Below are 12,835 nucleotides of genomic sequence, written 5' to 3'. Positions count from 1 at the left end.
TCACAGCTCCGCGGCACGCATGATCGGGAAGAAGCTGCCAGCCGAGATCACACCGGTCCAATCTTCGCCCTCAAATTCGCGGGTCACGGCGAGATCGACGAGCCGGTAAAAGCTCTTGCGGTCGATCAACGCCTCCAGTCCGCGGCGCACATGCAGATAGGGGCGGGGCTCGCCATCCTCGCTATGTTCCACCCGGATCGCGTGGTCTGCATCGGCAAGAACCACGTCGCCCACATTGGTCGTGAAGCGAATCGACTGGTCGTCGCCCTCGCCCTCAGCGGTGAAATCGACGGCGATGAACGGCGCGTCCTCGACCCGGATGCCCACCTTCTCGACCGGGGTAACGAGATAGTATTTCCCGTCCTCCAGTTTCAGAATCGATGAAAACAGTCGCACCAGTGCCTCGCGGCCGATCGGCGTGCCAAGATAGAACCACGTCCCGTCGCGGCGGATCTCCATATCGAGGTCGCCGCAGAAGGGCGGATCCCACAAATGCACGGGCGGCGGGCCCTTTTTGCTGGCTTTCTTGGCTGCATCCGCAAGCCCATCTGCCGTGGGGGAAGAGGTCGAAACTGTCTGTTTGTGATCCGTCATGCAAATTTGGCCGTTGGTCGGAGCGTGGTTATCTGCTTTGCTGGCAAGATAGGCATCAACGGGGAGAATGTCATGGCCGAGCCCGAAAAGCTGATGGAAGATATCGAACGACTTGGCGGCAAGCTCGCACAGGCGCGCGCCTCGATCGACCGGCGATTCATCGGGCAGGATCAGGTGGTGGAGCTGGTTCTGGCGGCGATGCTGTCCGGGGGGCACGCGCTTCTGGTCGGCTTGCCGGGCTTGGGCAAGACGCTTCTGGTCGAGACGCTGTCGACCGTGATGGGGCTGGGATCGAACCGCATCCAGTTCACGCCGGACCTGATGCCCGCCGATATTCTGGGCTCCGAAGTTCTGGAAACGGCGCCCGACGGCAGCCGCGCGTTCCGCTTCCTCGAAGGCCCGGTCTTCTGCCAGCTTCTGATGGCGGACGAGATCAACCGCGCCTCGCCCCGGACTCAGTCCGCGCTCTTGCAGGCGATGCAGGAACGCGAGGTAACCATCGCCGGCGAGCATCGCCCGCTTGGCCCGCCCTTCCACGTTCTCGCCACGCAGAACCCGATCGAGCAGGAGGGCACCTATCCACTGCCCGAGGCCCAGCTCGACCGTTTCCTGGTTCAGATCGACGTCGATTACCCGGATCGCGAGACAGAGCGCTCGATCCTGCTGGCGACCACCGGTGTCGCGGCGGAGGGCGCGCATACCGTCTTCACCCCGGCCGAACTAATCGAGGCGCAGGGGATCGTGCGGCAGATGCCCGTGGGCGAGAAGGTTGTCGATGCGATCCTCGATCTGGTGCGGCTCTGCCGTCCGCGCGAGGCTGAGGCGCCCGACTTCATCCGCGATGCGCTGGCCTGGGGACCGGGGCCGCGGGCCGCGCAGGCGCTGATGCTGACCGTTCGGGCGCGTGCGCTTATCAATGGCCGACTGGCGCCGACGCTGGACGACGTGCAGGCAATGGCCCGCCCGGTGCTGATCCACCGCATGGCGCTGAGCTTCGCGGCCCGCGCCCGGGGCGAGACGTTGGGCGACCTGATCGACCGCGCCGTGGCAGAGGTCACCGGGCCGCGCGCCGCCGGGGCCGCCGCTTGAGCGTGACCTCCGATACCACAGCGTCGGGGCCCGCCCCCGCGCTGAGCCTGCGCCGCGAGGCGGAAGGGGCAGCCTCTGCGCTGCCTCCGCTGCTGGTCGCGGCGGAGCAGTTGGCGGCGACCGTTCAGATGGGGTCACATGGGCGCAGGCGCGCGGGATCGGGCGACGAATTCTGGCAATACCGCCCCGCCCATGCGGGCGACGAGCTGCGCTTCGTCGATTGGCGGCGCTCGGCGCGCTCGGATAGCCAATATGTGCGCCAGCGCGAATGGCAACTGGCGCAATCGGTGCATCTGTGGGTCGATGATGCGGCCTCGATGCGCTTCACCGGGGCCGAGAGCGGTCGCAACGCCCGCGTCACCAAGTCCGAGCGCGCGCGGGTGTTGGGCCTCGCGCTCGCGGTGCTGATGGTGCGCGGCGGTGAGCGCGTGGGGCTGACCGGCCCTCTCGCACCACCACGGCCCGGGCGCGCGCAGCTGATGGAGCTTGCGGGCCTTCTGTCGCGCGAGGCGGGCGTGCAGGATTACGGCGCGCCCGAAATCGCGGGCGTCACGCCGCAATCGCGCGTGGTGCTGCTGTCGGATTTCTTCGGTGATCTCGGCCCGATCGAGGCAGCGCTGGGGCGTCTGGCGGATCGAGGCGTGTCGGGCGTGATGATGCAGGTGCTCGATCCGGACGAAGAAGCCTTTCCCTATGATGGGCGCACGATCTTTCAGTCAATGACCGGCGCGCTGGTCCATGAGACGCGCAAGGCTGGCGATTTGCGTGCGCGTTATCTCGACCGGCTGGCCGCACGGCGCGATCAGCTCTCCACGCTTGCGCGCAGCGCGGGCTGGCAGTTCTCAACCCATCACACGGGCGATCCGGCGCAGGTGGCGCTGCTCTGGCTCTATTCCGCGCTCGAAAGGGGGCGCTGATGTGGATGCTCGGCCCCATCGGCTTCACCGCGCCCTGGCTTCTGCTGGGGCTCGCCGCGTTGCCGATCATCTGGCTGATCCTGCGCGCGGTACCGCCCGCGCCGATCCGCAGGCGCTTTCCGGGCGTCGCGCTGCTTTTGGGCCTCAAGGACGAGGAAGTGCAGGCCGCGCGCACGCCGTGGTGGCTGCTGGCGCTCCGTCTTCTGGCGCTGGCCGCCGCGATCATCGGTTTTGCCGGGCCGGTCCTGAACCCACAGCGGGTCGTGCCCGGAACCGGGCCGCTCCTGATCGTGGTCGACGGTAGCTGGGCCTCTGCCCGCGATTGGTCGCGCCGGGTGGAGCGGATGACGGCGGCGCTGAAGGACGCGCAGCAGGCGGGCCGTCCGGCAGCTGTAATTTCGCTGGCCGATCCGCCGCCCGCACAGGTGAGTTTCACGGATGCGGGCGCGCTGATCCAGTCGCTCCCCGGCATCCAGCCGCAGCCTTGGGCGCCGCAGAACTTCGACGCCGCAAACCTGCCGGGCGGGAATTTCGAGACGCTCTGGCTGTCTGACGGGTTGGCCCGCGACGGCCGGGCCGGTGTTCTGAGCGCGCTGGAGGCGCGCGGTCCGGTCAAGGTCTGGCAGCCGCAACTGCCGGTTCTGGCGCTGGGCGCGGCCCGGATCGAGGATGGCGCGCTCGTCGTGCCCGCGCTTGCCTCCAGTATTCCGCCCAACCCGCGCGATGTCGCCGCTGTAGGGCGCGATCCGGCGGGTGTCGAGCGCGAGCTGGCGAGCCAGCCGCTTCAGTTCACCGACAGCCGCGAAACAGAGCTGCGTTTCGATCTGCCGCCCGAGCTACGCAACCGGATTACCCGGATCGAGGTCACGGGCATGCGCTCGGCCGGTGCGGTGAGCCTGACCGATGACGCGGTCAAACGCCGCAAGGTCGCGATCCTCTCGGGTGCGCGCGACCGCGAGGGGCTGGAGCTGCTCTCGCCCACGCATTACCTGCATCAGGCGCTCGCCCCGACGGCGGACCTGATCGAGGGCACGCTTGCCGACGTGCTGACCGCCGATCCGGACGTGATCATCCTCGCCGATATGGCCGATTTGCCCGAACAGGCTAAACTGCAGGAATGGGTCGAGAAGGGCGGGCTGCTGATCCGCTTCGCAGGGCCGCGCATGGCCAATGCCAATCTCGACGCCGACATGTTGCTGCCGGTGCAGCTGCGTGCCGGAGGCCGCTCGCTGGGCGGCACGATGAGCTGGGGCGATCCGCGCGCGCTGGCGCCCTTCCCGGAAAACTCGCCCTTCACGGGGCTGACGGTGCCCGACGACGTGACGGTGAAGGCACAGGTCATGGCCGAGCCCGCGCCGGACCTGAGCGAACACACGATCGCCGCGCTGACCGATGGCACGCCGCTCGTCACCCGCGCCAAGATGGGGCAGGGGGCGGTCGTACTGTTTCACGTCACCGCGAATGCCGAATGGTCGACCCTGCCGCTGTCGCTGCTGTTCCCGCAGATGCTGGAACGGCTCGCGGTCTCTGCCCGGCCCGCCGCGCCGGAAGAGGCTGATCTCGCGGGCCAGACCTGGGTGCCGCAGAAGCTGCTCGACGGGTTCGGGCGGCTGCAGGATGCAGGCGCCGCCGCAGGTGTGCCGGGCGAGGAGCTGGCCAAGGCCGAGCCCGGGCCGAAGCTGCGCCCGGGCATCTACACCGCCGAGGATCGCTCGGTCGCGCTGAACGCCCTGCCGCGCGGCGCGACGCTTTCTCCCGCGAGCTGGCCTGCGAATGTCCCCGTCGAAGGGGCTTTCGAACAACGCGAAATGCCCTTGAAAGGCTGGCTTCTGGGGGCTGCGCTTGCGGCGCTTCTGCTGGACATCCTCGCGACGCTGGCGCTCTCGGGCAAGCTCTGGGGGCCGCGTGCGATGAAGGCCGCCGCTTTCGGGGCCGCCGTGATCCTCGCAAGCTTCGCGCCGCCGCAAGCCCATGCCGAGGATATGGATCCGGCGCGCGCGATCGAGGCTGCGTCCAACGTGGTTCTGGCCGCGATGCCCACCGGCGATGCCGAAGTCGACAGGGTTTCGATGGCGGGGCTGAAGGGCCTGTCGCAGGTTCTCAACCGGCGTACCACGGTCGAGCCTTCCGCGCCGATGATGGTAGATCTGAAGAACGACGATCTGGCCGTCTTTACGTTCATCTATTGGCCGATCACGGCAGATCAGCCTGCACCGAGCCCGATGGAATATGCCAAGCTGAACCGCTACCTGCGCGGCGGCGGGATGATCCTGTTCGACACGCGCGACGCCGATATCGCGGGCTTCGGCGAGGCGACGCCCGCAGGCAAACGTTTGCAGGCGCTGGCCGCGCCCTTGGACATTCCGCCGCTCGCGCCGATACCGGATGATCACGTACTGACCCGCACCTTCTACCTTCTGCAGGATTTCCCCGGTCGCTATGATGGCACGATCTGGGTGGAGGCTCCGCCAGCCGATGCCGAACGCGCCGAGGGGATGCCGTTTCGCAACCTCAATGACGGGGTGACGCCGGTGGTAATCGGCGGTAACGACTGGGCCTCGGCCTGGGCCGTCGACGATCGCGGGATGCCGATGTTCCCGGTGGGGCGCGGCCGCACCGGCGAGCGTCAGCGCGAAATCGCGGATCGCTTCGGGGTGAACCTGATCATGCATGTGCTGACCGGCAACTATAAATCCGATCAGGTCCATGTGCCTGCGCTTCTCGAAAGGCTGGGGCAATGAACGGGCTGTCGGTAATCTTCGCGCCGCTTCTGCCATGGCCTGTGATCGCGGGCGCGGCCGCTGTGGCGGCCGTTCTGCTGGCGCTGGCGCTCTGGCGCGGGCTTAAGGGCTGGGCGCTGCGGGCCTTGGCCGCGCTGGTGCTGCTGGCCGCGATCGCGCAGCCCTCCTTGCAGCGCGAACAGACCACGCCACTGTCGAATATCGTTTTGCTGGTCGACGACCGGTCCTCCTCGCAGAAGCTCTCGGATCGCGGGCAACAGACCGACCGCGCCGTGGCACGTCTGCAAGCGCAGCTCGATGCGATGCCTAATGTGGAGACGCGCCGGATCACCGTTCCGGACGGGGCCGACAATGCCGGCACCGAGCTGGGCGCGAGCCTCGCTGAGGCGCTGGCCGCCGAGCCGCGCGCCCGGGTCGCGGGGGCGCTGATGGTCACCGACGGGCAGTCCCATGACGCGCAGCTTGCCCCCGATCTGCCCGCGCCGCTGCAGGTGTTGCTGACCGGCAAGCGCAGCGACTGGGATCGTCGTATCCTGATCGAGACCGCGCCTTCCTTTGGCATTATCGGTGAGGAAACCGATATCCGTCTCAAGGTCGAGGATATGGGCGCCGTTCCCGAAAGCGCGGGCGGCGTGGCCGATCTGACGATCTCGATCGATGGCAAGGACCCGAAAAGCTACAAGGTGCGCACCGATCGCGATCTGGAACTGCCGCTGACGCTGACCCATGGCGGGCAGAACGTGGTGCAGTTCACGCTTACGCCGCTGGATGGAGAGCTGACCGACCGCAACAATGTCGCGACCGTGCAGATCAACGGCGTGCGCGACCGGCTGCGGGTGCTTCTGGTCTCGGGTCAGCCCCATGCGGGCGAGCGGACGTGGCGCAACCTTCTTAAGTCGGATGCGGGCGTCGATCTCGTGCATTTCACCATCCTGCGTCCGCCGGAGAAACAGGACGGCGTGCCGGTGACGGAGCTGTCACTGATCGCCTTCCCGACGCAGGAGCTGTTCGTCGACAAGATCGACCAGTTCGATCTGATCATCTTCGACCGCTACGGCGCACGGGGTATCCTGCCGTCGGCCTATTTCGACAACATCAAGGATTACGTCGAGCGCGGCGGCGCGATCCTCGTGGCCGCCGGTCCGGAATTCGCAACCGTCGAGAGCCTCTATCAGACGAGCCTTGGCGACATCATGCCCGCGCGCCCCACCGGCCGCGTCATGTCGGAAAGCTTTCTGCCGCGCCCGACCGATCTGGGCCTGCGCCACCCGGTGACCGCCGGGCTGGAAGGGGCACCTGCGCCCGAGGGCGAGGATACGGCCGCCGAGAAAGACGGCCCGCATTGGGGGCACTGGCTGCGCCAGATCGAACTGACGAACCCCACCGGCGAGGTCGTCATGTCCGGGGCCGAGGGCAAGCCGCTACTGGTGCTATCGCGCGAAGGCGAGGGGCGGGTGGCGCTTTTGGCGTCCGATCAGGCGTGGCTCTGGGATCGCGGCTATGACGGCGGTGGGCCACAGCTCGAATTGCTGCGCCGCATCGCGCATTGGGAGATGAAAGAGCCTGAACTGGAAGAGGAGGCACTCTATGCCGAGATCGATCCCGGCGCGCTTTCGATGCGGATCATCCGTCGCACGATGGAAGATACCGCGCCGCCGGTGACCGTGACGCTGCCCGATGGCTCGACGCAGGAAGTGCCGCTGACCGAGACCGCGCCGGGTCGCTTCACCGCGCGCTGGACCGCGCCCGAGGCAGGGCTCTACCGGCTCAAGGACGGCGATCTGGAGCGGGTGGTGGCGATGGGCCCCGCCAGCCCGCGCGAGTTCGAACAGACGATTGCCAGCGGCGATCCCCTCGCTGCTGTGGTCGATGCGTCGAATGGCGGCGTGACGCGGCTCGAAGACGGGGTGCCCGATATCCGCGAGGTGCGTGCGGGGCGACCCTCGGCAGGGCGCGGCTGGATCGGCATCACGCCGCGCGGCGCGACGGCCACCACCGATATCCGCGTGCAGCCGCTGATGCCCGCCTGGGTCTGGCTGCTCCTCGCAGCGCTGCTGACCGTGGGGGCATGGCTGATCGAAGGGTGGAATCGGCGCAGCGGTGGCGGCGGGCCGAGCGAAGCGTGACCCAAGCGGGGATTGCCCGGAGACCGCTCCGCGTGTAGCAGGTGTTAGCGGTATCGGAACGCGAAGACGGAGGAGAGGCCCCGATGATCCTGAGCTGTGGTGAGGCACTGATCGACATGCTCCCGCGCGAGAGCGCGCAAGGCGAGCCGGCCTTTGCGCCCTATCCCGGAGGAGCGGTGTTCAATACCGCGATCGCGCTGGGGCGGTTGGGGGCGCGCTCGGGTTTCCTGTCGGGGCTGTCGGAGGATCTGTTCGGGCAGATGCTGGTCCACTCACTCTCTGATAGCGGCGTCGATGCGGGGCTCTCGGTCCGCTCGGACCGGCCCACGACGCTGGCCTTTGTGACGCTCACCGACGGCCATGCGAGCTACGCCTTCTACGACGAGAATACCGCGGGTCGCATGCTGAAGATCGAGGATATGCCTGCGATCCCGGCAGAGGTGAAGGCGATGTTCTTCGGTGGCATCTCCCTGCCGGTCGAGCCCTGCGGCGCGGCCTATGAGGCGCTGATGCTGCGCGAGGCGGAGAGCCGCGTGACGATGATCGACCCGAATATCCGTCCCGGTTTCATCCGCGACGAGACGGCCTATCGCGCGCGGCTTGAACGGATGTTCGCCGTGGCCGATATCGTGAAGGTCTCGGACGAGGATCTGCGCTGGATCGAAGGGCCGGGCACCATCGCCGATCTCGCGCGCGGGCTGCTCGCCAAGGGGCCGAAGCTGGTCTTCGTCACCGAAGGCGCGACCGGCGCGCATGGCTTCTCGAAGCACTGCGAGGTGTTCGTGCCTGCGCGCAAGGTCGAGGTAATCGATACGGTCGGCGCAGGCGACACATTCAACGCTGGTGTTCTGGCGGCGCTGGATCGCGCCGATGCTCTCGACAAGCGCAAGCTTGCAGGAGCCGAGGAAGAATTGATCTCCGACTGCCTCAAGCTGGGCGTGGCCGCCGCTGCGGTCGTCGTCAGCCGGGCAGGGGCCAACCCGCCCTGGTCGGACGAGCTGGCATGAGGGCGCTGGTCCAGCGGGTCTCCGAAGCCTCGGTCACCGTCGACGGCAATCGCATCTCCGAAATCGGGCCCGGCCTTCTGATCCTGTGCTGTGCGATGCAGGGTGATGACGAGAAAGTGGCCGAGAAACTGGCAGAGCGGGTCTCGAAACTGCGCATCTTCAAGGACGAGGCGGGCAAGATGAACCGCGCGGTGGGTGATATTGGCGGCGCCTGTCTGGTGGTCAGCCAGTTCACGCTGGCCGCTGACACCTCGCGCGGCAACCGCCCCGGTTTTTCTGCTGCCGCACCGCCCGAAGAGGGCGATCGGCTGTATCGGCATTTCGCCCGGCACCTCGAATCTCTGGGCCTGCCGGTCCAGACCGGGGCGTTCGGCGCGGATATGAAAGTGGCGCTTCTGAACGACGGGCCGGTCACGATCTGGATGGACAGCGCCGACCGTCCGTGAACGTCGCTGGGGCAGTCTTGCTCCCCTGAAAATCGCGGGCTATTGCAGGCCATGGCCAAGCTCTACTTCCATTATTCCACGATGAACGCGGGCAAGAGCACGATCCTCTTGCAAGCCTCCCACAACTATATCGAACGCGGGATGGAGACGTTCCTCGTGACCGCGCGGCTCGACAATCGCGCGGGCGACGGGCGCATCGCGAGCCGGATCGGCATCGGTGCGGAGGCGGCCTGTTTCACCGAAGAGACCGATATGTTCGCGCTGATCGAGAAGCGCTTGGCGGACGGCCCCTGCGCCTGCATCTTCGTGGACGAGGCGCAGTTCCTGACCGAGACGCAGGTCTGGCAGATCGCCCGCGCGGTCGATGACCTGCGCGTGCCGGTGATGTGCTACGGGTTGCGCGTGGATTTTCAGGGCAAGCTGTTCCCCGGCTCGGCGGCGCTGCTGGCGCTCGCCGACGAGATGCGCGAAGTCCGCACGATCTGCCATTGCGGCAAGAAGGCCACGATGGTGGTGCGGATGGGCCCGGACGGACAGGCGCTGCGCGATGGCGATCAGGTGCAGATCGGTGGCAACGAGACCTATGTCAGCCTCTGCCGCCGTCATTGGCGCGAGGCGATGGGAGAGGCCTAAGCCTCAGATCTTCTCGACCACGACCGAGCCCACCGAATAGCCCGCCCCGAAAGAACAGATCAGTCCGATCTCGCCCGGTTTGAAATCGTCGGAATATTTCGAAAACGCGATGATCGAGCCGGCAGACGACGTGTTGGCGTAATCCTGCAGGATATTCGGCTGCTCGCCCGGCTCGGGATCGCGGCCAAGAACCTTCTTGCCGATGAAGTCGTTCATCGATTTGTTCGCCTGATGGAGCCAGAGGCGGTGCAGGTCCTCGGTCGCCACGCCAGTCTCGGTGAGGTGGTCGTGGATATGGCCCGCCACCATTGGCAGCACTTCCTTGAAGACCTTACGGCCCTCCTGCATGAACTGCATGTCGCGGCGGTCGGCCACGCCATCGGGCCGGGTGCGGCGCAGGAAGCCGTTATTGTTGCGGATGTTGTTCGAGAACTCCGTCGCGCAACGGGTGGAACGGATCAGGAAGCCATGTGGCGCATCCTCGCGCCGTTCGATTAGTGTCGCGGTCGCCACATCGCCGAAGATGAAATGGCAATCCCGGTCGCGCCACTCGAGATGGCCCGAGGTGATTTCGGGGTTCACGACCAGCGCGCGCCGCACGGAGCCGGTGCGGATCATGTCGGCGGCGGCCTGAATGCCGAAAGTGGCCGAGGAACAGGCGACGTTCATATCGAAAGCGAAACCGCCCGCGCCGAGAAGCTTCTGGATCTCGATCGCGATGGCGGGGTAGGCGCGTTCCATGTTCGAGGCCGCGCAGATCACCAGATCGACGTCCTCGCCCGTGCGGCCCGCCATCTTCAGCGCCTTGTGGCAGGCATCGAGCGCGATTTCCGCCATGATGCCGGGCTCTTCATCCGAACGCTGGCGCAGGCGCGGATACATGCGCGTGGGGTCCAGCACGCCTTCCTTGTCCATCACGTAGCGCTGCTCGATACCGGAGGCTTTCAGGATGAACTCGACCGAGCTATGCGGCTTGGCCTCGATCTCGCCTGCGGCAATGGCCTCTGCGTTCTCGGCGTTGAACAGATCAGCATAGGCGTTGAATGCTTCAACCAGTTCGGCATTCGTGATGACGTGTTCCGGCGTATAGACCCCGGTCCCGGTAATGACGGCTTGATGCATCGGATCCTCCTTGGCAGAGCCTCCCGCCAAGGAGGTGAAAGGTCAAGACGACACGCGATTGGGCGGCGTGTTGCCGTCACGAAAGGCGATGAGATTGTCGACCGCCATGTGGCCCATGTCGTCGCGCACCTCAAGAGCGGCGGTGCCCAGATGCGGAAGCAACGTGACGTTATCCATCTCGCGCAGGGCCTCGGGGACGTCGGGCTCGCGCTCATAGACGTCAAGGCCCGCGCCCGCGATCACATTGCCCTGCATCGCCGCCACCAGTGCCGCCTCGTCGACGATATCGCCGCGAGCGATATTGATGAGATGCGCATGCGGCTGCATCTTCGCGATCTCGGCGGCGCCGATCAGGTGATGCGTGGCGGGGCTCGCCGGCACCGCGATTACCACGAAATCGGAACTGGTGAGCAACTCGTCCTGGCTCAGATGCGTCGCGGGGAAGCCCGGGTCGACGGGGGTGCGCTTGGTGTAAGCCACCTCCATGCCGAAGCCGAAATGGCAGCGTTTCGCGATCGCCGTGCCGATGCGGCCCAGACCGATGATCCCGACTTTCTTGCCCGAGACGTGCTGGCCTAGGAATTGCGTCGGCGTCCAGCCGGTCCACTCGCCGCGCCGCACGAACCGCTCGCCCGCCGAGGCGCGCCGTGCGCTCATCAGGATCAGCATCATCGCGATATCGGCGGTGGCGTCCGTCACCGCGCCCGGCGTGTTGGTCACCGTGATGCCCTTCGCCTCGGCGGCGGCCACGTCGATATGGTTATAGCCGACCCCGAAGTTGGCCACGATCTTCGCGCGCGGGCTGCCCTCGAAGGCCGCCGCCGTCACCTTGTCGCCAAGCGTGACGAGAAGCGCGTCATACTCGGCCAGAGCCGCGCGGGTTTCCTCCTCGGTCATCGGCGCGGCCCCGTTGCGGAAGGTCACGTCGAATTCGCGCGCCACGCGGGCCTCGACTTCGTCGGTCAGCTTGCGGGTCACGAGGAGCTTCATCAATACATCCTCCCGCCGATCGGGACGTCCTTGTCGGGCGTCAGCAGCACGACCTCGCCCGCCTCGTCCGGCACGCCGAGCACCAGTGCCTCGGACATGAACGGCCCGATCTGGCGCGGCGGAAAGTTGACCACGCCGAAGACCAGCTTGCCGACCAGCTCCTCGGGCGCGTAATGCACCGTGATCTGGGCGGAGCTTTTCTTCACGCCGATCTCCGGGCCGTAATCGACCCAGAGCTTGATCGCGGGCTTGCGCGCCTCGGGGAAAGGCTCGGCCTGCGTGATCCGGCCGCACCGGATGTCGACCTTCATGAAGTCGTCGAAGGAGATGGTCATTTCCCCAGCTCCCGGTTGCGCGCGATATTCGCGGCGACCGCTTTGCGCATCAGGGGCGGCATGCCGGTCTCGGGGTCCATCAGAACCTCGAGCGCCGCTGCCGTGGTGCCGCCGGGCGAGGTGACGTTCTCGCGCAGCTTCGACGGGCTCTCGTCGCTATCCTCGGCCAATTGCCCCGCGCCGCCGACGGTCGCCTTGGCGAGCCGCAGCGCCAGGTCGGGATCGAGCCCCTCGGCCTCGCCCGCTGCCGCCATCACCTCGATCAGGTGAAAGACATAGGCCGGGCCCGAGCCGGAGACGCCGATTACCGCATCCATCTGGCCCTCGTTGTCGAGCCGCACGACCTGACCCACGCCGGTCATCAGCGCATCTGCCGTGTCCAGATCGTCGCTCGTCGCGTTCGGATTGCCGACGATCGCGGTCACGCCACGGCCGATCGCGGCGGGCGTGTTGGGCATGGCGCGCACCAGACGCGCCTGCTTGCCCAGCATCTTCTCGTAGCCCTCGATGGTGATCCCCGCGGCGACGGTGACGAACAGAGTATCGCCTTCGGCCATGGCCGACAGCTGCGGCAGCGCGTCGGCCATCATCTGCGGCTTCACCGCGACGAGGACGACAGCCGGGTTGTCGGGCAGTTCGGCGTTGAGATTCACGCCGGACTCTTTCAGCCAGTCGGATGGATTCGGATCGACCACCCAGACCGAAGCTGCGGGCAGACCGCCCTTCAACAGCCCCTGAAGGATCGCGCCGCCCATGCGTCCGCAGCCCAGAATGACGAGGCCGCGGTCGGAAATGTTATCAAAGCTCATGCTTCCCCCTTTGGTTCGGGGGGAGA

The 12,835-nt window shown here is 66.8% G+C and carries 12 protein-coding genes; 7 read left to right on the top strand and 5 right to left on the bottom strand.

Translation table 11 applies throughout. The features are described from left to right. Positions 1–594, bottom strand: coding sequence for a DUF1285 domain-containing protein (locus B6V76_RS06780; RefSeq protein WP_088721933.1), 594 nt, complete (start codon positions 592–594; stop codon positions 1–3). Between the two features lie 72 nt (positions 595–666). Between B6V76_RS06780 and B6V76_RS06775 the strand changes: the two genes are divergently transcribed. The 7 genes from B6V76_RS06775 to B6V76_RS06745 all read left to right on the top strand — a co-directional run bounded on the left by B6V76_RS06775 (position 667) and on the right by B6V76_RS06745 (position 9,553). Beyond that, entirely contained in the window at positions 667–1,683 is a 1,017-nt protein-coding gene (locus tag B6V76_RS06775; protein ID WP_078519704.1) for a MoxR family ATPase, read from the top strand. Further along, the gene (locus B6V76_RS06770) at positions 1,680–2,600 is read left to right on the top strand and encodes a DUF58 domain-containing protein (protein ID WP_240497813.1); all 921 of its coding nucleotides are present in this window, start codon (positions 1,680–1,682) and stop codon (positions 2,598–2,600) included. The genes B6V76_RS06775 and B6V76_RS06770 overlap by 4 nt, the downstream gene beginning before the upstream one ends. Further along, the gene (locus tag B6V76_RS06765; RefSeq protein ID WP_088727018.1) at positions 2,600–5,341 is read left to right on the top strand and encodes a DUF4159 domain-containing protein; all 2,742 of its coding nucleotides are present in this window, start codon (positions 2,600–2,602) and stop codon (positions 5,339–5,341) included. The genes B6V76_RS06770 and B6V76_RS06765 overlap by 1 nt, the downstream gene beginning before the upstream one ends. Next, complete coding sequence (locus B6V76_RS06760; RefSeq protein ID WP_088727017.1) at positions 5,338–7,467, top strand: hypothetical protein; 2,130 nt, start codon at positions 5,338–5,340, stop codon at positions 7,465–7,467. The genes B6V76_RS06765 and B6V76_RS06760 overlap by 4 nt, the downstream gene beginning before the upstream one ends. 83 nt (positions 7,468–7,550) lie before the next feature. Continuing rightward, positions 7,551–8,474, top strand: coding sequence for a carbohydrate kinase (locus B6V76_RS06755; protein WP_088721930.1), 924 nt, complete (start codon positions 7,551–7,553; stop codon positions 8,472–8,474). Beyond that, the gene (gene dtd, locus B6V76_RS06750) at positions 8,471–8,920 is read left to right on the top strand and encodes a D-aminoacyl-tRNA deacylase (RefSeq protein WP_075776168.1); all 450 of its coding nucleotides are present in this window, start codon (positions 8,471–8,473) and stop codon (positions 8,918–8,920) included. The genes B6V76_RS06755 and dtd overlap by 4 nt, the downstream gene beginning before the upstream one ends. A 51-nt stretch (positions 8,921–8,971) precedes the next feature. Then, on the top strand, positions 8,972–9,553 hold the full coding sequence (locus tag B6V76_RS06745) for a thymidine kinase (RefSeq protein ID WP_075776167.1): 582 nt from the start codon (positions 8,972–8,974) through the stop codon (positions 9,551–9,553). A 3-nt stretch (positions 9,554–9,556) separates the two neighbouring features. On the opposite strand, the gene B6V76_RS06740 is transcribed toward B6V76_RS06745, so the two are convergent. From B6V76_RS06740 to proC, 4 genes are read right to left on the bottom strand one after another with little or no spacing between them, the layout of a single operon-like run. Then, entirely contained in the window at positions 9,557–10,675 is a 1,119-nt protein-coding gene (locus tag B6V76_RS06740; protein ID WP_088727016.1) for a beta-ketoacyl-ACP synthase III, read from the bottom strand. A gap of 42 nt (positions 10,676–10,717) precedes the next feature. Then, positions 10,718–11,665: a D-glycerate dehydrogenase gene (locus tag B6V76_RS06735; RefSeq protein WP_088719074.1), complete on the bottom strand. Its 948-nt coding sequence runs from the start codon at positions 11,663–11,665 to the stop codon at positions 10,718–10,720. Then, positions 11,665–12,000, bottom strand: a complete 336-nt coding sequence (locus B6V76_RS06730; protein ID WP_075776164.1) for a tRNA-binding protein — start codon at positions 11,998–12,000, stop codon at positions 11,665–11,667. Before B6V76_RS06730 ends, B6V76_RS06735 begins: the two co-directional genes overlap by 1 nt. Then, positions 11,997–12,809: a pyrroline-5-carboxylate reductase gene (gene proC / locus B6V76_RS06725; protein WP_088719073.1), complete on the bottom strand. Its 813-nt coding sequence runs from the start codon at positions 12,807–12,809 to the stop codon at positions 11,997–11,999. Before proC ends, B6V76_RS06730 begins: the two co-directional genes overlap by 4 nt. Between the last annotated feature and the right edge of the window lie 26 nt (positions 12,810–12,835).

This window comes from Thioclava sp. IC9 (assembly GCF_002213225.1).
GTDB lineage: Bacteria > Pseudomonadota > Alphaproteobacteria > Rhodobacterales > Rhodobacteraceae > Thioclava > Thioclava nitratireducens.
The sequence above is the reverse complement of the archived record's forward strand: the minus strand, read 5'-3'. Positions and strand labels throughout refer to the sequence as shown.

What these genes read in the sequence shown, in the direction of transcription:
- dtd (WP_075776168.1), top strand. Translation starts at nt 8,471, where the DNA reads ATGAGGGCGCTGGTCCAGCGGGTCTCCGAAGCCTCGGTCACCGTCGAC.
- B6V76_RS06765 (WP_088727018.1), top strand. Translation starts at nt 2,600, where the DNA reads ATGTGGATGCTCGGCCCCATCGGCTTCACCGCGCCCTGGCTTCTGCTG.
- B6V76_RS06745 (WP_075776167.1), top strand. Translation starts at nt 8,972, where the DNA reads ATGGCCAAGCTCTACTTCCATTATTCCACGATGAACGCGGGCAAGAGC.
- B6V76_RS06780 (WP_088721933.1), bottom strand. Translation starts at nt 594, where the DNA reads ATGACGGATCACAAACAGACAGTTTCGACCTCTTCCCCCACGGCAGAT.
- B6V76_RS06730 (WP_075776164.1), bottom strand. Translation starts at nt 12,000, where the DNA reads ATGACCATCTCCTTCGACGACTTCATGAAGGTCGACATCCGGTGCGGC.
- B6V76_RS06760 (WP_088727017.1), top strand. Translation starts at nt 5,338, where the DNA reads ATGAACGGGCTGTCGGTAATCTTCGCGCCGCTTCTGCCATGGCCTGTG.
- B6V76_RS06740 (WP_088727016.1), bottom strand. Translation starts at nt 10,675, where the DNA reads ATGCATCAAGCCGTCATTACCGGGACCGGGGTCTATACGCCGGAACAC.
- B6V76_RS06755 (WP_088721930.1), top strand. Translation starts at nt 7,551, where the DNA reads ATGATCCTGAGCTGTGGTGAGGCACTGATCGACATGCTCCCGCGCGAG.
- B6V76_RS06775 (WP_078519704.1), top strand. Translation starts at nt 667, where the DNA reads ATGGCCGAGCCCGAAAAGCTGATGGAAGATATCGAACGACTTGGCGGC.
- B6V76_RS06735 (WP_088719074.1), bottom strand. Translation starts at nt 11,665, where the DNA reads ATGAAGCTCCTCGTGACCCGCAAGCTGACCGACGAAGTCGAGGCCCGC.
- proC (WP_088719073.1), bottom strand. Translation starts at nt 12,809, where the DNA reads ATGAGCTTTGATAACATTTCCGACCGCGGCCTCGTCATTCTGGGCTGC.